Below are 21,378 nucleotides of genomic sequence, written 5' to 3'. Positions count from 1 at the left end.
CCTTGGTCTCCAGCCCTGACGTGCATAAATTACGATCTTGCCATGAAGGGTTCGTTAATATCGAGAAGATTCTGCACCGAGGGGTTGTCCAATAAGAGAATCTCTCAACACGAAACAGGTAAACACCCTCAGGAGTCGTAGGACACCAGGGTATGCACCGGCACATCCACCTTGCTGCGGCCCTCCAGGAAGGTGAGCTCGATGATGCAGGCCGCCGCCGCCACCTCGGCGCCCGCCCGGCGCAGCAGCTGAATCGAGGCGTCCATGGTACCGCCGGTGGCCAGCAGGTCGTCCAGGACGATCACACGCTGTCCGGGTGTCACGGCATCGGCCTGCATTTCGATGGTGTCGCTGCCGTATTCCAGGCCATAGCTGTACTCCAGCGTCTCGCCGGGCAGCTTGCCCTTCTTGCGCACCATGAAGAAGCCGATGCCCATCTCCAGCGCCAGCGGCGCGGCGGTCAGGAACCCGCGGGACTCGATGCCCACCAGCATGTCGGGCTTGTAGGGCGCCACCTCGTCGGTCAGCCGGCGCACCGTCTCCTGCCACGCCTCGGCGTGCATCAGCAGGGTCGAGATGTCGTAGAACAGGATGCCCGGCTTGGGGAAGTCGGGAACGGCGCGGATATGCTCTTTCAGGTCCATCGATCCATCTATCTCGTGTGCAGTCTGCAAAACGGCGCACAAGCTAGTGCCTGAGAGAGCTATGTGCAACTGGCCTTGCTCCGGCCTGGCCGCACGGCGCTGTGCGAACGGCGCATCAGCCGTTGTAGGTCACCTCGCCCAGTCGCTGCAGGTCATACCCGCGATAGCTTTCGGCGCGCTTGAGGAACGCCTCGCTGCGCGCAATGGCGAACAGCTTCTGGACAGGGGCTTCGAAGTAGTCGCGCCGACGCATCACCAGGTCGAAGGCCTCCCGAATATCCAGCGGTATGAAGTCCAGTCCGTAGCGGCCGGCCACGGCCGCAATGCCCAGCCCGCAGTCGGCCTCGTCCTCGGCGATCTCGGTTGCAAGATCCCCCTCGGTCGGAGCCTCCCGCACAAGCAGGTTGAGCGCCGCCTGCTCCAGGCCGTGCTCCTGGATAAGCGCGTCGAAGAGGGCGCGGCTGCCGGTACCTTCGGGGCGCAGCAGGATACGGGGCTGCCGGCCGGGCAGGTCTTCCAGGCTCTGAATGCCCAGCGGGTTGCCCGGTGCGACCAGAAGGCCCTGCTCGCGCTCGGCCCAGCGAATGGCAACGACGTCCGGATAGGGTATCTCGCGACGGACCGTCTCCACGTTGTAGCTCCCGCCGTTCGGGTCGCGAATGTGCAGTCCGGCCATCACGGCCTGTCCCTGCGCCAGATGCTCCAGGCCGTTGCGACTGCCGTTTGCAAGCACGGCCAGGCCGCTGCCGGATTCCCGCAGGGCCCACTCCAGCAGAGGATCGCTCGACCCCGCATAGATGGGCGGTGGTGCGGCATCGTAGCCGAGCGGCAGCTCCGTGCGCCCTTCCACCCAGCGCTCGATCAGCTTGCGCGAGAACAATAGCTTGCCCGTCGCCCGGGTACAGGGGATCTGCCGCCTGGATGCCATCTCGTAGACGGTGCGCTCCTTGAGGCGAAGGTAATCCGCGACCTCGGCCGTGGTCATCAGATCCATTGCATTTAACCCTGTTTCACTGCAATATTTACATTGTTGTCGATATTTACGCTCCTGTCCATAATTCTCTGAAAGAACAGGGAATTCCATGGACGGCGACAACGCGTTCCTGACCGCCTTTCACCTTATCCTCAGCGGCGATCCGGCACTGGCCCAGATCGTGGGGCTGTCCCTGCGCGTCACGCTGAGCGCCGTTCTGATCTCCTGCCTCATCGGCCTGCCGCTCGGGGCGGCGCTGTCGCTCGCACGCTTTCCAGGCCGCGGCGCGGTGATCGTGGTGTTCAATGCACTGATGGGCCTGCCGCCCGTGGTCGCCGGTCTGGTCGTCTACCTGTTGCTCTCCAACACAGGCCCGCTGGGCTTTCTGTCGCTGCTCTTCACGCCCACGGCCATGATCATCGCCCAGAGCCTGCTGATCACGCCGATTATCGTCTCGCTCACGCGCTCGGTGATCGACGATCTCTGGGCCGAGTACGAGGAGCAGCTGCGCTCGCTGGGCTCTTCCGCCCTGCGTGCCATTCCCACGCTGCTCTGGGACGGGCGTTTCAGCCTGGTCACCGTCGTCCTGGCCGGCCTCGGCCGGGCCATGGCCGAAGTGGGGGCCGTCCTGATCGTGGGCGGCAACATCGCCGGCTTCACGCGCACCATGACCACGGCCATCGCGCTGGAAACGGCCAAGGGCGACCTGGCCCTGGCGCTCGGCCTGGGCATCATCCTGCTGCTGCTCACCCTGATCCTGAACGCCGGGGCTTTCGTCTCGAGCCGGGTCGCACAACGACAGGCGGCCTGATCCATGCACGGAATACCCTCCATACTGCCGCTGAAGGTTTCGGAGCTGCGCTTCGCCGTGCGCGAAAAGCAGCTCGTCCGGGGCATATCCTTCCAGCTGTTCGACGAGTCCCGCACGGTGATCATCGGGCCGAACGGCGCCGGCAAGTCTCTGACACTGCGGCTGTGCCACGGCCTCCTCAAGCCGACGGGCGGCGAGATCGCCTGGACGGGACCGGCCAGCAGCAACGTCGCCAAGCGCCATGCCATGGTCTTCCAGCGTCCGGTCATGCTGCGGCGAACGGCCCGCGCCAACCTGATTCACGCCCTTTCGGTGGCCGGTGTCGAGCGCAGCGAACGCCCCGGCCGCGCCGATGCGGCCCTGGCGCACTTCGGCCTGGACGAACTGGCCGAACGGCCGGCGCGCACGCTGTCGGGCGGCGAGCAGCAGCGCCTCGCCATTGCCCGGGCCTGGGCCCTCAAGCCACAGGTCCTGTTCCTGGACGAGCCCACCTCGGCCCTGGATCCCGCCGCCACCCGCGCCATCGAGCAGATGATCCACGCGATCCATGCGGAGGGCGTGAAGATCGTCATGACGACTCACGACATGGGCCAGGCCCGGCGCATCGCAGACAACGTTCTGTTCCTGCATCACGGGCAGCTTCTCGAACAGACACCCGCCGACCGGTTCTTCGACGAACCGCAAACAGAAGAGGCCCGCGCCTTCATCAAGGGTGAGCTTCTCTGGTGACCTTCACCCAACCACCAACGCTAGGGAGAGACCTCATGAAAGCTTTCAAGACCCTGTTCACCGCTGCGGCCCTGTCCGCAGCCGCCCTCACGGCACTACCCGCCAGTGCCCAGGAGGATGTCATCACCGTGGCTTCGACCACCTCGACGGAGAATTCCGGTCTGTTCGACCACCTGCTGCCCATGTTCGAGGAGGAAACGGGCATCGAGGTCCGCGTGATCGCCCAGGGGACCGGCCAGGCGCTGGAAACCGGACGGCGCGGTGACGCCGACGTGGTCTTCGTGCACGCCAAGCCGGCCGAGGAGAAGTTCGTTTCCGAGGGCTACGGCGTGGAACGCGTCGAGGTGATGTACAACGACTTCATCATCGTCGGCCCCGCCGAGGATCCGGCCGAAATCGCCGGCGGCGAGGATGCCGTCGAGGCCTTCACGGCCATCGCCGAGACGGAATCCACCTTCGCCTCGCGCGGCGACGATTCCGGAACCAACAAGAAGGAACTCGCCATCTGGGAGGAAGCGGGCGTCGACCCCTCAGGCTCCTGGTACCGGGAGCTCGGCCAGGGCATGGGTCCAACCCTGAACACGGCCGCCCAGATGCCCGCCTACAGCCTGGCCGATCGCGGCACCTGGATCAGCTTCGAGAACCGGGGCAACCTGGAGATCATGGTCGAGGGCGATGACCGCCTGTTCAACCAGTACGGCGTGATCCTGGTCAATCCCGAGAAGCACGAGAACGTCAATGCCGAGGATGGCCAGGCCTTCATCGACTGGCTGGTCTCCGACGAGGGACAGCAGGCCATCGCCAACTACAAGCTGCGCGGGGAACAGCTGTTCATCCCGAACGCTTCGGACTGAAATCGGTGAATCGATTGACCACGCTGTTTGCGGCCATGGCCTTCGGCCTGGCCGCAACGCCAGCGGCGGCAGAGCCCGTCAAGCTTCTGGCGGCGGGTAGCCTGCGGGCGGCGCTCAGCGAGGCGAGCGAAGCCTTCACGACAGCCGAAGGCACGGAGGTGATACATGATTTCGCTCCCTCCGGCCTGCTGCGCGAACGCATCATGGAGGGCGAGGCGGCGGATGTCTTCGCGTCGGCCAACATGAAGCACCCCCAGGCCATCGCGGACGAACGGGGCGGCGAGGTCGTCGCCTTCGCCCGCAACCGGCTCTGCGCCATCGCCCAGCCGGACCTGGAGGTCACGAGCGACAACCTGCTCGACGTCATGCTGCGCGCGGACGTCCGTGTCGGCACCTCCACGCCCAAGGCGGATCCCTCGGGCGACTACGCCTTCGCGCTTTTCGACAAGGCGGAGGCCTTGCAGGACGGGGCCGCGGAGAAGCTGAAGGAGAAATCCCTCCAGTTGACCGGCGGCCCGGACTCCCCTAAGCCTGATACACCCCGTTCCGTTTACGGCTGGGTCATGGAAGAAGAGCGAGCCGACCTCTTCCTGACCTATTGCACCAATGCCGTACTCGCAGCGGGGGAAGTGCCGGAGCTCCGGATCATCGACATTCCCGACGCGCTGAATGTCGGAGCCACCTATGGCCTGCTGGTCCTGAGGGACAGTGAAGCGGCCCGGAGCCTGGCCCGGTTCATACTGGCCCCGGAGGGCCAGGCGATCCTCGAGCGTTACGGGTTCGCGCCGCCCCCGGGATGAAGCAAGGGAGAGTGCACGATGAAGTTGAGTGCCCGAAACATCCTGGAAGGCCGCGTCATCGCGATCAATAAGGGCCAGACGACGGCGCACGTCCGTATCGAGGTGGCCCCGAATGTCGTGCTGACGGCGTCGATCACCAACGACGCCGTGGATGACCTGGCGCTGCGCGAGGGCGAGACCGCCAGTGCCGTCATCAAGGCCAGCGACGTGATGATCGGCAAACAGGACTAGGCCGTGAACAGCGGGGCGAAATGGCTGTCTCTTGCCTTTCTCCTCGGCGGCGTCCTGGCCGGCGCGAACGCCGCGTTGGCCACTGAAATCGAGGACTCGGCCGGACGCGTGGTCTCGGTTCCCGAGCAGGTCGACCGCGTCTTTGCCGCCGGCCCGCCGGCCGCCATCCTCCTTTTCACCCTGGCCCCCGACAAGCTGCTCGGGTGGACGCGCGCGCCCTCGCCCGAAGAGGCCGCGTTCCTGCCCGAGGCCTATCGCGACCTGCCCGCCCACGGCCGCCTCACCGGAAGTGGCGACAGCATCAATCTCGAGGTCGTGCTGACCCTGGAGCCGGATGTCGTGGTCGATGTGGGATCGGTCAGCGACACCTACGCCGACCTGGCCGACCGCGTCTCGCAGCAGACCGGCGTGCCTTCGGTTCTCTTCGGCGGCCGCCTGGACGAGTTGCCCGGAACCTATCGGCGCCTGGGCGACATTCTCGGTGTCGAGGAACGCGCCGAGCGGCTGGCCGGCTACGTCGAGACCACGCTCGACGAGGTGCAGAACCGGATTGCCGAGGTGCCGCCGGAGGAGCGGCCGCGCATGTACTACGCCCGCGGTCCGGACGGCCTGGACACGGCGCTGAGCGGCTCCATCAATGTGGAGGCAATGGACTTCGTCGGTGCCCGCAATGTCGCCGGCGAGGCGCTGGGCGGCGGCGGGCTTGCCTCCGTCTCCCTCGAACAGGTCATCGCCTGGGATCCCGAGGTCATCTTCACGGTCAATCCGGACTTCGCGGCCCAGGTGGAGGACAATCCGCGCTGGCAGACCGTCTCGGCGGTCGAGTCGGGGCGCGTCCACCTTGCTCCGCAGTTGCCCTTCCCCTGGATCGACTTTCCGCCTTCGGTCAACCGCGTTCTCGGCGTGCGATGGCTTGCCTCCATCCTCTACCCCGATCTCTTCCCCGAACCGATGGAAGCGATCACCCGGGAGTTCTATGAACTCTTCTACATGCGGGACCTGAGCGACGCCGAGATCCGGCAGCTTCTCGGCGCCCGAGATGGCCGCTAGGGAGCCGTCGACCGGCGAGCGGCAGCAGACCACGGCACGCCGGCGCGCCCTGTCCGGAGTGGTGGTCGGGAGCGCTGCGCTCGCGGCGGCCGCATTGCTGGCCTTCTCGCTGGGGGCCTACCCGGTCACAGCCAACGATCTCGGCCTTTGGCTCTGGTCGCACCTGACCGGCGCACCTTCGACACTCGACCGCTCCACGGAACTGGTGATCGGCCAGATACGCGGGCCGCGCGTGGTCATGGCCATGATCGTCGGCAGCGCCCTGGCGGCGGCCGGCGCTTCCTATCAGGGGCTGTTCCGCAATCCTTTGGTTTCGCCCGACATCCTGGGCGTTTCCTCGGGCGCGGCGCTGGGGGCCGTGCTCGGCATCTTCCTGTCGCTGCCCATGCTGGCAATCCAGGCCATGGCCTTTGCCGGCGGCCTGGCGGCGGTGGCCATCGTGTACGGCATCACCAGCACGCTCAGGGGCCGTGACCCGGTGCTGGTCCTGGTGCTCGCCGGCATCGTCATCGGCACGCTGCTGGGCTCGGGCGTGTCGATGCTCAAGGTGCTCGCCGATCCCTACGACCAGCTCCCCGCCATCACCTTCTGGCTCCTGGGATCGCTCTCGGCGGTCAATCGCGGCGATCTCGCCTCGGTGGCCCCCGCCTTCCTGCTCGGCCTGGTGCCGCTCATGGCCCTGCACTGGCGCATGAACGTGATGACCCTGGGCGAGGAGGAGGCCCGCTCCCTGGGGGTGGACACGACCCGGATCCGCATCGCGGCCATTCTCTGCGCCACGCTGATGACAGCAGCGGTGGTCTCCATCGGCGGCATCATCGGCTGGGTCGGCCTGGTGATCCCGCACATCGCGCGCTTCCTGGTGGGGCCGTCCTTCGGGCGCCTGCTGCCGGCCGCCGTCCTGATCGGCGCCGCCTTCATGCTGCTGGTGGACACCCTGGCACGCACCCTGAGACCGACGGAAATCCCGCTGGGTGTCCTGACCTCCGTCATCGGTGCACCAATCTTCATCTGGGTCCTGGCCACCGCGAAAAGGCAATGGCAATGAGCACGGACCTGCTGCAGGTGGAGGCGCTGGATTTCGGCTACGGCCGCAAGGCCGTCGGCAAGGGCGTAAGCTTCACCTGCCGCGAAGGCGAGGCCCTGGCCCTGCTCGGCCCCAACGGCAGCGGCAAGACCACGCTGTTCAAGACCCTGCTCGGCCTGCTGCCGCCGCTTGCCGGCCGCATACGGGTTGCAGGCGAGGACATCCGCGACTGGTCGGCGGCGCAGCGGGCGCGCAGCTTTGGCTACGTTCCCCAGGCCGCGCCCGGCTATTTCGCCTTCTCCGTCTACGAGGCGGTGATGATGGGCCGCACCGCGCGCATCGGCACCTTCTCGGCCCCTGCCGCCCGTGACCGCCAGGTGGTCGAACGCGTCCTGGACGAAATGGGCATCGCCCAGCTGGCCGAACGTGCCTATACGGAGATCAGCGGCGGCGAGCGACAGCTCGTCGTCATTGCCCGCGCCCTGGCCCAGGAGCCGCGTATCCTCGTTCTCGACGAGCCAACCGCCAGTCTCGACTTCGGCAACCAGGTCCTGGTTCTGGAGACGATCCGGCGTCTCGCCGCAAGCGGCCTGACCGTCATCCTCTCGACCCACCACCCCGACCAGGCCTTTGCCTGCGCCGAACGATCTGCGCTGCTGAAGGATGGCCGGGTGGTGGCCATCGGCGCGACGGGAGAGACCCTGACGGATGAGTCCCTCTCCGCGCTCTACGGCACGCCGCTTACGGTGCGGCACATCGACGGCTGGACAAGCTGCGTTCCGGCGACAAGGCGTTCCGGAAGCCATGCTTTCTAGTGTAGGCTCGGGAATCTGCAATTTTTGCGCGGAGGCATCCGGCTGGCGATGAAGGGCATGAAACGCATAGCGGGAGAGGTCAGCGGCGCCTTCGGCGACCTGGGCATGTTCCTGCCCCATGTCCTGGGAGCCATCACCGTGGCTGGCCTGGCGCCCCTGGGTGTGCTCTTCGGCTTCGGCCTCTTCCTGGTCGCCAGCGGCCTGTTCTATGCCATCCCGATGGCGGTGCAGCCGATGAAGGCGGTCTCCGCCATCATGCTGACCGGCCAGCTCGACCCGGCATCGATCGCGGCGACCGGCCTCGTGCTCGGCCTGGTCTTCCTGGTTCTGGGGGTGACCGGCTGGATCGATCGGCTGGCCCGCCTGATCCCGCAGTCGGTTACGGCCGGCCTGCAGCTGGGCCTCGGACTTTCGCTGGCCCTTCTTGGCCTCGACCTGGTGATGGAGACGCCCTGGCTGGGCCTGCTGGTCCTGGCCCTGCTGCTCGGCCTCCTGGCGCTGAAGCTCCTCGCCGCCATGCCACTGGTGCTGCTGGGCGCCGTCGGGCTGGGCCTGCTGGCGGGCACGGCGGAGCTTCCGGGTGCGGTCACCCTGGGGGGCAGCCTGCCTGCCGTCACCCTGCCCGGCTGGGGCGACCTGCTGCTGGCGCTGGAGCTGACCGTGCTGCCCCAGCTGGCACTGACCCTCACCAATGCCGTGATTGTCGCCGCCGCCCTGGCACGCCAGCTCTATCCCCGCGCTGCCGGGCGGGCCACGGAACGCAACCTGTCGCTCTCCACCGGCCTGGCCAACCTGCTGCTCGCACCCCTGGGCGCCCTGCCCATGTGCCACGGCGCCGGCGGCCTGCAGGCCCAGCACCGCTTCGGCGCGCGCAGCGGCCTCGCCCCCATCGTCTTCGGCAGCCTGCTGCTGCTCTGCGCCCTCTTCCTGTCCCAGGATGCAGCGGCCATCCTGGGCGCCATTCCCCTGGCTGCCGTGGGCGCCCTGCTGGTCATCGCCGGCGGCGATCTGGCCTTTTCACGCCGCCTGCTGGATGCCCGCCCCAACTGCTGGCCAGCCATGGGCACGGCGGCGGCGCTGACTCTGCTGGTCAACCCGGCCGTCGGCCTGCTGGCCGGCTGCGCCGTGGAGGGCGTGCGTGCAAGCGTCAAACGTCACCTGCATGCGCGCCGCAAGGGGCATTGAAACGAACACGCGCTATTGATCCCCCTTGACCTTCCCCCAACTGGAAGCCTCAATCTGCCTCTCTGAAACTTGAAACCGGCCTCGGCCAGGACGGGATAGAAACTCATGATCAAGGCGCTTTCCACTTTCTCCCTGACTCTGGCTGCTGCCGGCATGGCCGCGGGCGCGGCCCTGGCCCAATCGGGCAATTCCTACGGCTATCACATGATGGACGGCTGGAGCGGCTGGTTCATGGGGCCGATCATGATGCTGCTGGTCTTCGGCCTGCTGATCCTGGGTGTGGTGCTGGTGCTGCGCGCCCTGGGCATCGGCGACACCTCGCGCAACAATGGCAACAGCCAGGATCGTGCCCTGGAGATCCTCAAGGAACGCTTCGCCCGTGGCGAAATCGACGAAGAGGAATTCCAGAACCGCAGGAAGCACCTGCGGGACTGAACCCCCTACACAAGGATTTACAGGCATGGCCCTACAATTCCGCCGCATTCCGGTTCTGTTCCTCGCCGGCAGCCTGCTCCTGGCCCTGCTGCAGTTGTCCCTGCCGACCCTGGCCTCGGAAAAGCTCGAGGTCTACAAGTCGCCCTACTGTAACTGTTGCGAAGCCTGGGTCCGCCATATGCGCGAGGCCGGTTTCGCCGTGGAAGTTCACGACGTTGAAGACCTGGCCCCGATCAAGCAGAGCCACGGCATCACCCCGGACCTGGCCTCCTGCCACACCGCCGTTCTTGGCGACTACGTGATCGAGGGGCATGTTCCTGCAGAAGATGTCGCGCGGCTGCTCGAGGCCGCGCCCCAGGCAAAAGGCCTGGCCGTCCCGGGCATGCCGCTGGGCTCACCCGGCATGGAGCAGGGAAACCGCAGCCAACCCTACGATGTCATCGTCTTCACCGAAACGGGCAAGCAGGCCGTCTTCGCCCGTCACTGAGTGAGCGCGGCGCGTCCTTCTGCTGAAACCTGCGCTGGGGTCACACCTTGGCCTCCAATGAGGACTCTCTCCCAGCATGGAAAGGTTGTAGGCTTGCCGGGTGCACATCGTTCGGTGCACGCTCAAGATTCCACAACCCCGGAGATTGCCCATGCCTTACAGGATTATCTTGAGCCTGCTTCTGCTGGCTGCGACGCAGGTCGCACAGGCGGATTCGCATGACTGGATCGCGACCAGCACCACCGCCATGGCGATCACGGGCGACATTTCTGTCGAGGATGACCGTATCGTCTTCCAGAACGGCGCGGCGCTCGAACTCGGGGCCCTCGGCCCGGACAGGCCGGGTCTCTATCGCGTGAGCTCGTCACAGAACCCCGTTCTCCTGAACGGCAATCGCCTTTGCGGCGACAAGCCACCTGCCTTTGTCGCCCTTGCCCACAGCGAGACCAGCGACAGCCTGGCCAAATCCCAAAGCCTGCATCTGAAGGTCTTCGACGGCGCCGAAGAACCCCCCGCCACAGTGACGAAGGGCATGGACACGGACAGTCCCGGCTTTTGTGCGCTGTTCAACTACGAACGGGCCGGATCATCCCAGGATTAGGAAGCGAAGATTCGATCATGTTGTCCGGCTGGCTGCTGCTGCCTTGAGCTGCGGCGCCAGGTCGCCCTGCTCGCGGATGTCCACCCGTTCGAGGCCGAGCCAGGAGGCCATCGAGGTCAACGCCCTGAACAGCTCGGCGGCTGTTTCCGGCGGAGCATTCCGTTCCGCGAAGGCACCCTGCACCTGAAGCGCGCCAGCCCGGCGGTCGGCCTTCAGGTCGACCCGGGCGACGATCCGCTCGCCCAGCAGGAAGGGGAAGACGTAATAACCGTAGACGCGCTTGTCGGCGGGGGTATAGATCTCGATCCTGTAGTGGAAGGCGAACAGGCGTTCGGTGCGTGCGCGTTCCCATATCAAGGGGTCGAACGGGGCGAGCAGGGCACGGGTCTCGACTTTGAGGGGGCGCTGGGCAGCGCGGTGGAGATAGGCCTGCTTTGGCCAGCCCTTAACAGTGACCGGGATCAGCACGCCCTCTTCCACCAGTTCCTCGATCCGCGGATGGGCATCGTCGGGGGCAAGGCGGAAATAATCGCGCAGGTCGCTGGCCGTGGCCACACCATGGGCCTTTGCCGCGATCTCCATGAGGCTGCGCTGCGCATCGGCGGGTGAGGGTGTCGGGCGGGCCGTGATCTGCGGCGGCAGCACGCGTTCGGGCAGGTCATAGAGCCGCTCGAAGTTGGGGCCGCGCGAATGCGTGGTCACCAGCCCGGCCCAGAACAGCCACTCCAGTGCCCGCTTGGGTTCGCTCCATTCCCACCAGCCGCTGGCGCTGCGGTGACCATCGAGGTCGGCGGCGCTCAGCGGACCGTTCCGCTCGACCTCCCGCAGGACATGGTCGATGACGGCGCGGCGCTCGCGGCCGAAGGTGGCAAGCCCGCTGTAGATGCCGCGTCCCTGCCGCGCCCGTTCCATGCGCCAGCGCAGCAGCGGTTCAATCTCCACCGGCAACAACGAGGCCTCATGGGCCCAATATTCGAACAGCGCACGCGGCCGCCGGGCCTGGGCGCGGTCGAGGATGGTCGTGTCGTAGGCACCAAGCCGGGAAAACGCCGGCATGTACTGAGCCCGCTGGGTAACATTGACGGAATCGATCTGGAACAGGCCGATGCGCTCGAGAAGCCGCAGCAGATGGCGCCGTTCGACCCGTGACGCCGGCTTCCGTCCGGCGAACCCCTGGGCGGCCAGAGCAATCCGCTGCGCCTGCAAACGCGTCAATCGTTCCTGCCCCGCCATACGGCCTTGCGTCCCCTTCCGTCCGGTGGCGGGACGCTCAGTTCCTGACGATGTAGTAGTCGAGACTGTTGTTCTGCATGACCTCGACGCTGTGGGTAGCGACACCCCGCGAGTGATGCGCCTCCACGTAGTACCAGCCGGAGGGCAGGCTCATCCTGGGATTGGCGCCGTTCTCCTGGGCGACCAGGGACCTGTGGTTCCCGCTAGACCCTTCGTGGTGGTAGACGCGCCAGTCGATATTCTCCCGGATCGGCGTCATGCTCGAGCTGTCCGTCAGCAGGGCGAGGGAGATCTTGCCCGTCCCGCTGCGAGAACGTGCGTAGCGCCGGCTTGGCAGATCGCGGCCGGAGCCACAGCCGGCCAGTCCACCGGCCAGCGCCAGGAGACCGAGCCCCGCCAGCGCCTTCCGGCGGGTCAGGAGGGACGTCTGGGAATGCGATTCAGGCATGAGATGAATCCGGTCAGGCTTTTGCGCGAATCCAGATTATAAAGCAGCCGAATCGCAAATTCATCAAGAATTGTCATGGCCTGTGACCGAATCTTCATATGATGCGTGCAGAGTGGCGCGTTGGGCGCTTTCGTTACCGACGCCCGGGGACCAGAGATCGATCCACTGTATTAGCAGAAAGAACAATCCATGATAGTCATGTGTTGGTATGTGCATTCGTCGAAGGCACACGCCATCTGGTGCCACCCGCAACCGAAGAAACACTCATGAGACAGGTCATCGCCATTACCCACGTCACGCTCGACGGCATCATGCAGTCGCCTGGAGGACCGGAGGAGGATCCGAGTGGAGGCTTCAGGCAAGGCGGCTGGATTGCACCCTTCTTTGACGAAGCCCTGGACGAGGCCCTCGGCGAAATCATGTCTGATGACTTCGACCTGCTCCTGGGACGCCGCACCTACGAAATATTCGCGGCGTACTGGCCCTATGTCGGTGACCATCCCATCGCGAGGGCCTTCAACAAGGCGACGAAATACGTCATCACGAACAGCCTCGACAGCTTCGACTGGGTGAACACGCATCCCCTGCGCGGTGACGCCGTTGAGGAAATTCGCGGGCTGAAGGCCCCCGACGGGCCTCCATTACATGTCTGGGGCAGCAGCGAACTGCTTCAGACACTGATCGCCGCAGACCTGGTCGACGAGTTCCGCATCTGGATCTTCCCGCTGGTCCTCGGCCAAGGCAAGCGGCTGTTCGAGACTGGCGTGCCGCCGCGGGGCCTGACCCTGATCGACTCGCGCCCCGTACCCAAGGGCGTCCTCCTCAACACCTACCGTCCAGCCGGACCTCTCCCGGAAGCATCGCTTGTTCCTGACACTCCGTCCGAAGCCGAGCTGGCGCGCCGCAGGAAGCTGGCTGCCGAGGAAGGTCAGGGCATCAACAACGCGGGCAGGCATACAGGTCAGATAATCGAACGGTAACATCTGCTCCTGAATAGATGCCCAACATCAGCCTTTGGGAAAATCGCACAAGTCAAAAAACTGGGCCCCTTGTTGATTATAATAGCGATTGCCCAGCTCAGGCTTGGGAAGCCCCCATCGCTTCGATCCGCCGCATGACGCGCCGTATCGTCAGGTTCCAGAAGTGGCGGGCAGAGTATTCATGCAGACTCTAACGGCGCGACCGAATATCCGTTTGGCTGAGATTAGCCTTCCTACCGGCAAGCCGTGTTTCAACAGGGCATGGCACAGTTTGCGCTGTCCGCCGCGCACTGTGTTTTCTCTTGGCGCGCTTCTTTGACGCGATGGGCCCAAGTCACGAGCCCAATGCTGGTAAAGACCAGCGCGAAGCCTATCAAGTGAATGGGGTGAAACTCGTCGCCGAGCCAGAAGTAGGATAGCACCAGCGCCATCGCAGGCATTGCGCTCATGTAGCCCGAGGCGGTGCTTGGCGGTACCTGGCTCAGACCGCGAAACCAGATCAATGTGCCGATTGCCAGCGGGCCCATGCCCCAGACGAAAAGCCCACCCCACTCGTTCAGTGTCGGTTTGGAGAAGTCGAAGCTTGCGGCCTCATACAGGCCGGGTCCGGCAAACAATAGCGTCGCAACCCAGACGATGAGCGGCAACGCCACGGTGGGGCGTAGGTCCTTGATCAGCTGCTTGCCCAGCAGCGAGTAGAGCGTCTGGCTGGCCACTGCGCAGAAAACCAGAATGCTGCCCAGAATCAGGTCCCAGCCAGAGGATTGGATAGACTGTCCTGAGACATTGATCACAAGCACGCCGGCGACGGCCAGCGTGACGGCCAGAATCTTCCGCCATCCCATGCTGTCATGCATAAAGAGCACGGCAGCGGTGGCCATGGCGGCGGGACTCAAACTCATCACGACTGAGCCGACCACACCGTTCACGCGCTGCATGCCGGTGAGTAGGAAGAGCGTGAATGCGACGATGCCCACCCCGCCAATCACAACGATTTTGATCCAGTCCGGCTTGGATATGCGCGGCAGACGCCGCCGGTAGACGATCAAGAAGGGCGTCAAGGCCAAAGCGGCCACCGAAAGACGAAGGAACGGCCCGAGAAAAAGGGGAAAGGCCTCCGACACGACCTTGGCAGACGGAGTCCCCGTGCCGAACAACGCCATGCCTATAAAAAGCTGGGCGTAGATTTTCAACTTTTGATTGAATTCTACACCCGTCACTCCCCGAAAGAACACGACCGAACATTAAGTTTAATGATTTCAGTTAGTTATGATTATCTTGGGTTGCGACACCTTAGAGATTTCTATGTCCTGGACTGAAAACACTCGCCGAGACTATGCCCGCAATGGCCTGCGCCACGCAAGCAGCAGCACGGACGAGGAGCGGGTGGTGGTCGTCCAATTCATGTCCGCGCAGAGCAAGATCGGACGTCCTTGGATGACGGATTCTGAACGTCTGGGATGCGATCCAGTACATGGCAGCAACGGGATGCCAGTGGGCGATGCTGCCGAAGGAATTCCCTACGTTTACCACCTTTCAGGGTTATCCCCACATGCTGTGCAATAGTGGGGTGCTTGAGCTGACACACACGACGCTCCACATCGTAAGATCCCAGAAGTACCAGGCGGAATTGTTATTTAGACTCTAACCCTCTCACCCCGTCCCCTTCCAGGACTTCACCATCTTCTCGCCGCTGCGGCCGACCACGTAGCCGCCGACGCCTAGTGTCAGCAGGTCCCAGAGGCGCTCGGGCAGCTCAAGGGTCAGGCCCATGCCGAACAGGGCCTGCAGATAGGGCGCCAGCAGGTAGTTGTTGGCGATCACCGCGGCGATGACCAGCATCAGCAGCGGCCGCCAGGTGGCCGTCAGGGGATGTTCCGAGCGCGCCTCGGCCAGCACGATCTCGGCGCCGGCACGTTCGATCTCGCCGGCATGGGCCAGCAAGGCGGCGGTCAGTTCGCGTTCCGCCTCGTCCCGTGCGCCCTTGTCGGGAAGCACGCGGTCCAGCACCTGTCCGAAGACCGGCGCCAACGCCGCAATCAGGGCTGGAAATGCCATCGTTCCCTCCTCATCTTCCCGTCTCGATGTTTCCCATGACGGACCAAGCCGGCCGCCAAGACCGGACGTAGCACCGGCCCGTCCGTCTTGATTCCGCCGCTCGCCCTCCCGACAATGCCGGGGTTGGCAAGCTGCAGATTGAGCCATGTTTTCAGGACCCCTGAGCGACAGGCGCTACAGGCATCTCTTCGCCGCCCAGGTGATCGCCCTTCTGGGCACCGGCCTGACGACGGTCGCCCTGGCGCTGCTCGCCGACTCCCTGGCCGGCGCCCAGGCGGGCCACGTGCTGGGCACGGCCCTGGCGATCAAGATGGTGGCCTATGTGGGCATCGCCCCGCTGGTCGGCGCCTACGCCACGCGCCTGCCGCGGCGCAGCCTTCTTGTCTCACTCGACCTGCTGCGCGCCTCGGCCGTTGCCTTCCTGCCCTTCGTCAGTGAGGTCTGGCAGATCTATCTGCTCATCTTTCTGCTGAACGCCTGTTCCGCCGGTTTCACGCCGCTGTTCCAGGCCACCATTCCCGACATCCTCGAGACGGATCGCCACTATACACGGGCTCTCTCCCTCTCGCGGCTGGCCTACGACCTGGAGAACCTGCTCAGTCCCCTGGCCGCCGCCCTGCTGCTGACGCTGGTCAGCTTCGACCTGCTGTTCCTGCTGAACGCCCTGGCCTTTCTGGCCTCGGCCCTGCTGGTCATTTCGGTCGTGCTGCCCCGGGCCCAGGCGACGGATGCGCCGCAGGGCCTGCGCGACCGGCTCGGGCACGGCCTGACGATCTATCTGCGCACGCCCCGCCTGAAGGGCCTGCTGGCCCTCAGCCTGGCGGTGGCCGCCGCCGGCGCCATGCAGATCGTGAACACCGTGGTCTATGTGCGCAGCGACCTGGGCCTGGGGGAGACTGCGGTCGCGCTCGCCTTCGCCGCCGCCGGCGGCGGTTCCATGGTCGTGGCGCTCGGCCTGCCGCGCCTGCTGGACAGCGTCGCCCAGCGCCCGCTCATGCTGACGGGCGGCGGCCTCATGACGGCCAGCCTGTTCCTCGGCCTGCTCCAACCTGCCTACGGTCCCCTGCTGCTGCTCTGGTTCCTGCTGGGCGCGGGCAGCTCCCTGGTCCTGACGCCCTCGGGGCGGCTGCTGAAGCAGTCCTGCCGCGAAGCGGATCGCGCCGCCGTCTACTCGGCCCAGTTCTCGCTGTCCCATGCCTGCTGGCTGGTCACCTATCCGCTGGCCGGATGGCTGGGCAGCCAGTACGGGCTCTCGCTCGCCTTCCTTGTCCTCGGCCTGCTCGCGCTGACAGGCACCCTTGCGTCCGCACGGCTCTGGCCCGATGGAGATCCTGTCATGCTGGAACACGAGCACGCGCCCCAGCATCACAGCCATCTGCACGTCCACGACGAACACCATCAGCACGAACACGAGGGCTGGGAAGGCCCGGAACCCCATGCGCATCCGCATCGCCATGCGCCCGGCCGCCATCGCCATGCCTTCGTCATCGATACCCATCACGCGCACTGGCCTGTGTAATCACACTCTCCCGCATGTCGATTGACGCCGCGCGCAGCGCCAGTGCCGCACCGTGGGCGGCCAGGGTGCGGCGCAGCCAGCCGCGGCCGTAGCGCGCGAAGCCGGCCAGCCCGGCGTAGTAGATCGCCCGCTCGGCGCAGAGGTCGCGCAGCACCGCCTCCTCCCGTCCGCGCCGACGGGCTGCCGCCAGGGTGACCGGACCGAAGACCCCGTCCACAGCCACCCCCAGCGCCTGCTGAAGGGCGCGCACCGTCACCTCGGGCGGGCAGTTCACCGCCATGTCGAAAACCGGCAGCGCCAGCGGCGGCGGCAGCCGGTCGCAGTGCTGCGCCTGCCAGAAGTGCGTGCGATAGAGGTCCGCCGCGGCGGCCGCGTCCAGCCGGCGGATGTCGTCCGCCTCCGCGTCGGGATGGAGCCGGCGATAGAAGCGCAGCGAGATGCCCCAGCGCGTGGTGCCGCCGGGATCGGCCGGATCGTCGGTGACGGCCCCGCCGCCCTCCCACGCCAGGACGAAGGCGAGGGCATCATCAAAGCCGGGTTGCATCAGGCGCCTCCTGTCCAGGCGTGGGCCGATAGGCGGACTCCCGCTCCAGGTAGCGCAGGCGCTCGTCGTGGTTCTCCAGCTGCCGGGTCACCTGCTCGCGCATCAGGCGCAGCTCGGTGCGCACCTCCACCAGGGTCTCCACGGACTGCCAGGCGACGCTGCCGGTGCCCACCAGGGCGGCCAGGATCAGCGCCCGCCACAGGCCCATCCAGGCCCCGCGCAGGCCCATGAAGGTCGCATTCAGGCTGTCGGGCTTGCCGTACAGGCTCATCTCCTCCTCCCCTCTCATGAGATATCCGTCACCAGGCCGCCGGTGACCGTCACGGTCTTGCCGTCGGCGCTCTGAAAGCTCCCGCTGACACCGGCCTGGCCGGCGCTGGCAAAGCCGGCGGCGCTCACCGCGCCCTGGAAGTCCGCCGCCCCCAGCGAGCTCACGCTGGCCACGGTCTGCGCCCCGGCATCGCGCACCTGGAAGCTGGCGCCGCCGGCCTGGTCCTGCAGCTCGACGATGACGCGGTTGTCGGCTCCGGCGCGCCCGAAGAACAGGCGCGTCGCCCCGTCGGCGTCCTTCAGGTAAGCATAGGTGCCGTCGGCCGAGAGGCCGGCCGCGCCGCTGCCCAGCGTCAGGAAGCCACCCCCCGCGTGAATATTGTTGGCCGCACTCAGATTCCCGGCCGTCTCCACATCGCCGGTGAAGGTCGCCCCGGCCAGCGGCGCATAGTCCGCAAGCGCTGCCACCAATCCCGCCGGCTGCACGGCGCTGTCGGCCAGCTGCCCCTGCGCCGGGCTGGCGTGCGGCGCGCGCCAGGCCGCACCGTCGAAGAAGAGGTGCCGGTCCTCGTCGGCGATCCAGGCCTTGAGGCCCGACGGCGGATCGAGGAAGTCCCAGCCGTCCAGCCACAGGGCGATGCGCCCCGCCGCGCCCGACCAGTCGCCCTGCGCGCCCGCCGGCAGCAGCCAGGCCTGCATGGCCTGCGGCTCCGCCGGCGGTGCGGTCTCCGTGCGGCTGACCAGCACACAGGCCAGCAGGGCATCCAGGCGGTTCAGCGCCGCGTTATGGAACAGTTCCTTCTGCGCCTGCCCGGTGAAGAGATAGGGCAGGTGGAATCGGGGCGTCGTCTCGCTCTCGTGGCTCACAGCTCGGCCTCCCTTGCTTGCCCCCGGCCCACCACCGGGGAGATCTGGCAGACGCGCAGCCGCACCGAGGAGGGCACGGTCCCGAAGTCGGCCTGCTGCTGCACCGCCGTATAGGTGAACTCCGGCGCCGGGCAGGTCTCCCGGCGCAGCACGGCCCCATCCTGCAGTACCTCCAGTTCATAGGTCTCGGGCCCGTCCTCCAGCGCCACGTCGAAACCGTCACGCCAGCGCCGGTCCAGCCGCGCCCGGCGCACCCAGGTGATCGCCAGGTCGTCGTTACCGGCGCGCCGCCCGCGCAGGTGCACCGGCGCCCAGGGCTGCAGCGCGCGGCCTTCGCAGGTCCGCTCCGTCACCTCCGCATCATCGCCGTCCCGGCCCCAGGTGACGGCGCGGTACCAGCGCGGCCGGCCCAGGTCGTTCACGTCCAGGGCGATGCGCCCCAGCCCCGGCCCGTCCAGCAGCACTGCCGTTTCCTCGGCCTTGTGGCCGGCCACCGCCGCCTCGGTGCCCAGGCGCCCGCGCAGCAGGCGCGACAGGCGATAGCTTCCCGGTCCCATCAACTCGGCAGAGGCGAACTGCAGGATCTCGCCGCCCAGCCACAGCAGGTTACGCCCCGCCGCCACCTGGTCTTCCGGCAGGCTGTCCAGTTCACGCTCCGGGTCATCCAGCTGCAGCTCCACGGCCGCTGCCCGGTCCCAGTGGGTCACCGGCCCGGGCGGCAGGATCGTCAAGGCCCGGCCCGTCACCGCCGCCGTCTCGCTCTCGGCCAGGCTGCGGAAGCTCTCCGGCTGCGGCAGGCCGCCACCCTCGACCAGCGCCCCCGGCCAGCGCAGTGCCGGGTCCGCCGGGCTCAGCGCGACATAGAAGCCGGCGCCGGCGTCCTGACTGCGCAGGGCCGGCAGGTCCAGCAGGATCAGGTGCGTTGGACTGTTGCGGGCCGGCGCCCGGTTGCGCGCGGCCAGCGCCGGCACGCCGGGCGGGGCGGCCGCCTCCAGGGCGCTGCCCGGGCCCGTGCGGTCGGCCACCAGCTCCAGCGACAGCAGGCCGGGTGCGGCGAAGCGGCGTTCGAGGATACGCCCCTGCAGCTCTGCACCCTCCAGCTCCAGGCTGACCACGTCGCCGGGGCCCAGCCGCCGATAGGCCGGTGGCAGGGTGATCTCGTGGGTCACCCGCTGCTGCCAGGCCAGGGCCAGGCTGCGCTCGGCGATGCTCCGCGCCTCGTCGGCAGTCAGCAGCAGCGGCAATTGCAGCTCCGTCTCGCTGCGCGACAGGGACTCGCGCCGGCGTGCCTGCTGCACCCCCGCCTGGTGGTCGCGCGCCACGTCGGCATACTGCACCGCCAGCGCGCGCGGCAGGCTGTGGACATCGGCGCGCCGGCTGGCCAGCCGCGGCACCGGCGCCCCCTCCGCAAAGTCCGCCGTCGCGCGTCCATCGGCATCGAAGGCGCCCAGGTCCTCGGCGGGAATGCGCGTCTGCGCCGCCTGCACCAGCGGCCGGAAGGCCAGCTGCCCGTCCTGTTCGCGGATGTCGAAGAAATAGGCGCGCTGCAGCGGCTCGATGGCTTCGCGCGCCGACATGAGGCGCGGGATGGCATAGCCGCGCAGCGGCTGCCCCTCCAGCGCCAGGGCCTGGACCGGCCCCACCCCGGCCCGGGCACAGAGGTCGACCAAGGCATCGGACAGGCGCGTGCGTTCGGGCGGCAGCGCCACCTCGAAGGTGAAGTTGGGCAGGCGGTTGCCGAAGGGCCCCAGCTCCAGGCGCTCCAGCACCAGATAGGCCAGGCCGCGATAGGCCGGCACCCGGCCCGCGCCCTCGACACTCTCGATCACCGGGCTGGGCGCCTGCGCCGCGTCGCCGGGATAGAGCTGCAGCCCGGCGGCCAGGCCATCCAGCTCCTGGCCCGCTTCCCACAGCAAACGCCCGTCCGCCCAGATGCGCCTGAGCGCGCGGACCGGCCCCTGGCAAAGCCCCAGGGCCAGCGAGACGTCATAGCTGTAGGTCGTGGTGGTGGTCTTGGCACTCGAGCCGCCGCCCTTGCCGCCTCCACCGTGGGTCTCGGTGCGCGTGGACTTGCGCTCGGCCACCGGACCCATCCAGATCACCGTGCCCGACAGGCGGCAGGCCGCGCCATAGACCAGCGGGATGGCGCTGCCGTACTCCGAGCCCGAAACCCGCAGCTCCGACAGCCGCGGACCCTCCACCCGCTGGCGCGGCAGCGAGGCGCCGAACAGCACGTTGTCCACCGCAGCCCCCGCCAGCCCGCCCACGGCCTGGCCGATGGCGGCCCCGCCCAGGGTCTGGCCGAACAGGCTGACGCCGGCCGGCAGCAGCGACTGCCCCAGCGCCCCGCCGGCGACGGAGAATGCCAGCGTCGCCATCAGCCCCGCTCCGACACAGCCGGCACCAGGCGATAGGCTGCCACCGCCGGCCCGGGCCAGCAGCCGTCATAGCCATGCTCAATCACCCGCCCGCTTGGCGCATGGGCGTGCAGGATGCCGCGCTCCGTCACGATGGCCACATGGGTCGCCCGCCCACGGCAGGACAGGCGCAGCAGGTCCCCCGGCTTCGCCGCCTCCGGCGCGCAGGGGGTCAGCAGCCGATCCAGCCCGCGCGCCAGTTCCCCTTCGTCGGGCCGGCGCGGATAGCCGGCCGCATCCGCGTGCGGCAGGCCCAGCGCCTTCGCCACACCGATGGCCAGGCCGATGCAGTCCACGCCGGCGCCGCGGCAGCGTCCGCCGTGGCGGAAGGGCGTGCCCAGCCAGCCGCGCGCCTCGGCCACCACGGCCCGGCGCAGATCGTTCTCTGTCATGGTCTTGG

The 21,378-nt window shown here is 67.2% G+C and carries 25 protein-coding genes; 14 read left to right on the top strand and 11 right to left on the bottom strand.

The window, feature by feature from the left end:
* Nucleotides 1-128 precede the first annotated feature (128 nt).
* Together ACFOW6_RS16115 and ACFOW6_RS16110 are read right to left on the bottom strand one after the other, a co-directional pair.
* Complete coding sequence (locus ACFOW6_RS16115) at nt 129-644, bottom strand: adenine phosphoribosyltransferase (protein WP_382423449.1); 516 nt, start codon at nt 642-644, stop codon at nt 129-131.
* Between the two features lie 115 nt (nt 645-759).
* Entirely contained in the window at nt 760-1,638 is an 879-nt protein-coding gene (locus tag ACFOW6_RS16110) for a substrate-binding domain-containing protein (protein WP_382423448.1), read from the bottom strand.
* 88 nt (nt 1,639-1,726) lie between these two features.
* Between ACFOW6_RS16110 and ACFOW6_RS16105 the strand changes: the two genes are divergently transcribed.
* The 12 genes from ACFOW6_RS16105 (at nt 1,727) to ACFOW6_RS16050 (ending at nt 10,642) form a co-directional block, all read left to right on the top strand.
* A complete protein-coding gene (locus tag ACFOW6_RS16105) occupies nt 1,727-2,428 on the top strand; it encodes an ABC transporter permease (RefSeq protein ID WP_382423447.1) in 702 nt (233 codons plus the stop codon).
* Between the two features lie 3 nt (nt 2,429-2,431).
* Nucleotides 2,432-3,157, top strand: coding sequence for an ATP-binding cassette domain-containing protein (locus tag ACFOW6_RS16100; RefSeq protein ID WP_382423446.1), 726 nt, complete (start codon nt 2,432-2,434; stop codon nt 3,155-3,157).
* Between the two features lie 35 nt (nt 3,158-3,192).
* Nucleotides 3,193-4,011, top strand: coding sequence for a substrate-binding domain-containing protein (locus ACFOW6_RS16095; RefSeq protein WP_382423445.1), 819 nt, complete (start codon nt 3,193-3,195; stop codon nt 4,009-4,011).
* A gap of 5 nt (nt 4,012-4,016) precedes the next feature.
* Nucleotides 4,017-4,811 carry a molybdate ABC transporter substrate-binding protein gene (locus tag ACFOW6_RS16090; protein ID WP_382423444.1) on the top strand — a complete coding sequence of 265 codons (795 nt, stop codon included), beginning with the start codon at nt 4,017-4,019 and terminating at the stop codon, nt 4,809-4,811.
* Nucleotides 4,812-4,829: 18 nt separating this feature from the next.
* A complete protein-coding gene (locus tag ACFOW6_RS16085; RefSeq protein ID WP_382423443.1) occupies nt 4,830-5,042 on the top strand; it encodes a TOBE domain-containing protein in 213 nt (70 codons plus the stop codon).
* 3 nt (nt 5,043-5,045) lie between these two features.
* Entirely contained in the window at nt 5,046-6,092 is a 1,047-nt protein-coding gene (locus ACFOW6_RS16080; protein ID WP_382423442.1) for an ABC transporter substrate-binding protein, read from the top strand.
* Nucleotides 6,082-7,140, top strand: coding sequence for a FecCD family ABC transporter permease (locus ACFOW6_RS16075; RefSeq protein WP_382423441.1), 1,059 nt, complete (start codon nt 6,082-6,084; stop codon nt 7,138-7,140). The genes ACFOW6_RS16080 and ACFOW6_RS16075 overlap by 11 nt, the downstream gene beginning before the upstream one ends.
* On the top strand, nt 7,137-7,934 hold the full coding sequence (locus tag ACFOW6_RS16070; RefSeq protein ID WP_382423440.1) for an ABC transporter ATP-binding protein: 798 nt from the start codon (nt 7,137-7,139) through the stop codon (nt 7,932-7,934). The genes ACFOW6_RS16075 and ACFOW6_RS16070 overlap by 4 nt, the downstream gene beginning before the upstream one ends.
* Nucleotides 7,935-7,991: 57 nt before the next feature.
* Complete coding sequence (locus ACFOW6_RS16065; protein WP_382423439.1) at nt 7,992-9,119, top strand: molybdate transporter family protein; 1,128 nt, start codon at nt 7,992-7,994, stop codon at nt 9,117-9,119.
* 105 nt (nt 9,120-9,224) lie between these two features.
* Nucleotides 9,225-9,554: an SHOCT domain-containing protein gene (locus ACFOW6_RS16060; RefSeq protein ID WP_382423438.1), complete on the top strand. Its 330-nt coding sequence runs from the start codon at nt 9,225-9,227 to the stop codon at nt 9,552-9,554.
* Nucleotides 9,555-9,579: 25 nt separating this feature from the next.
* Entirely contained in the window at nt 9,580-10,041 is a 462-nt protein-coding gene (locus ACFOW6_RS16055; protein ID WP_382423437.1) for a DUF411 domain-containing protein, read from the top strand.
* A gap of 151 nt (nt 10,042-10,192) precedes the next feature.
* On the top strand, nt 10,193-10,642 hold the full coding sequence (locus ACFOW6_RS16050; protein ID WP_382423436.1) for a hypothetical protein: 450 nt from the start codon (nt 10,193-10,195) through the stop codon (nt 10,640-10,642).
* Nucleotides 10,643-10,657: 15 nt separating this feature from the next.
* Here the strand turns inward: ACFOW6_RS16050 and ACFOW6_RS16045 are convergent, their stop codons facing one another.
* Together ACFOW6_RS16045 and ACFOW6_RS16040 are read right to left on the bottom strand one after the other, a co-directional pair.
* Complete coding sequence (locus ACFOW6_RS16045; protein WP_382423435.1) at nt 10,658-11,875, bottom strand: winged helix-turn-helix domain-containing protein; 1,218 nt, start codon at nt 11,873-11,875, stop codon at nt 10,658-10,660.
* A 37-nt stretch (nt 11,876-11,912) separates the two neighbouring features.
* Nucleotides 11,913-12,323: a hypothetical protein gene (locus tag ACFOW6_RS16040; protein ID WP_382423434.1), complete on the bottom strand. Its 411-nt coding sequence runs from the start codon at nt 12,321-12,323 to the stop codon at nt 11,913-11,915.
* A gap of 266 nt (nt 12,324-12,589) precedes the next feature.
* Here ACFOW6_RS16040 and ACFOW6_RS16035 point away from each other — a divergent pair, with 266 nt between their 5' ends.
* Nucleotides 12,590-13,303 carry a dihydrofolate reductase family protein gene (locus ACFOW6_RS16035; protein ID WP_382423433.1) on the top strand — a complete coding sequence of 238 codons (714 nt, stop codon included), beginning with the start codon at nt 12,590-12,592 and terminating at the stop codon, nt 13,301-13,303.
* Between the two features lie 251 nt (nt 13,304-13,554).
* Here ACFOW6_RS16035 and ACFOW6_RS16030 read toward each other — a convergent pair whose 3' ends face one another.
* Nucleotides 13,555-14,496 (bottom strand): DMT family transporter, encoded by a 942-nt coding sequence (locus ACFOW6_RS16030; protein WP_382423432.1) that lies wholly within the window; start codon nt 14,494-14,496, stop codon nt 13,555-13,557.
* Nucleotides 14,497-14,956: 460 nt separating this feature from the next.
* On the bottom strand, nt 14,957-15,361 hold the full coding sequence (locus tag ACFOW6_RS16025) for a 3TM-type holin (RefSeq protein WP_382423431.1): 405 nt from the start codon (nt 15,359-15,361) through the stop codon (nt 14,957-14,959).
* A gap of 145 nt (nt 15,362-15,506) precedes the next feature.
* On the opposite strand from ACFOW6_RS16025, the gene ACFOW6_RS16020 reads away from it, so the two are divergent.
* Nucleotides 15,507-16,880, top strand: a complete 1,374-nt coding sequence (locus ACFOW6_RS16020) for an MFS transporter (RefSeq protein ID WP_382423430.1) — start codon at nt 15,507-15,509, stop codon at nt 16,878-16,880.
* Here ACFOW6_RS16020 and ACFOW6_RS16015 read toward each other — a convergent pair.
* Genes ACFOW6_RS16015 through ACFOW6_RS15995 form a run of 5 tightly spaced genes read right to left on the bottom strand, consistent with a single transcriptional unit; the run spans nt 16,846 to nt 21,370 of the window.
* Nucleotides 16,846-17,424 (bottom strand): glycoside hydrolase family 108 protein, encoded by a 579-nt coding sequence (locus tag ACFOW6_RS16015; protein ID WP_382423429.1) that lies wholly within the window; start codon nt 17,422-17,424, stop codon nt 16,846-16,848. The genes ACFOW6_RS16020 and ACFOW6_RS16015 overlap by 35 nt on opposite strands.
* Entirely contained in the window at nt 17,408-17,695 is a 288-nt protein-coding gene (locus ACFOW6_RS16010; protein ID WP_382423428.1) for a hypothetical protein, read from the bottom strand. Before ACFOW6_RS16010 ends, ACFOW6_RS16015 begins: the two co-directional genes overlap by 17 nt.
* Before the next feature lie 14 nt (nt 17,696-17,709).
* Nucleotides 17,710-18,561, bottom strand: a complete 852-nt coding sequence (locus ACFOW6_RS16005) for a DUF2793 domain-containing protein (protein ID WP_382423427.1) — start codon at nt 18,559-18,561, stop codon at nt 17,710-17,712.
* Nucleotides 18,558-20,939 (bottom strand): phage tail protein, encoded by a 2,382-nt coding sequence (locus ACFOW6_RS16000; protein WP_382423426.1) that lies wholly within the window; start codon nt 20,937-20,939, stop codon nt 18,558-18,560. The genes ACFOW6_RS16005 and ACFOW6_RS16000 overlap by 4 nt, the downstream gene beginning before the upstream one ends.
* Nucleotides 20,939-21,370, bottom strand: a complete 432-nt coding sequence (locus ACFOW6_RS15995) for a C40 family peptidase (RefSeq protein WP_382423425.1) — start codon at nt 21,368-21,370, stop codon at nt 20,939-20,941. Before ACFOW6_RS15995 ends, ACFOW6_RS16000 begins: the two co-directional genes overlap by 1 nt.
* Between the last annotated feature and the right edge of the window lie 8 nt (nt 21,371-21,378).

Origin of the sequence: Fodinicurvata halophila (assembly GCF_042651425.1) — a bacterium.
Taxonomy (GTDB): Bacteria; Pseudomonadota; Alphaproteobacteria; order Kiloniellales; family DSM-21159; genus Fodinicurvata; species Fodinicurvata halophila.
The sequence above is the reverse complement of the archived record's forward strand: the minus strand, read 5'-3'. Positions and strand labels throughout refer to the sequence as shown.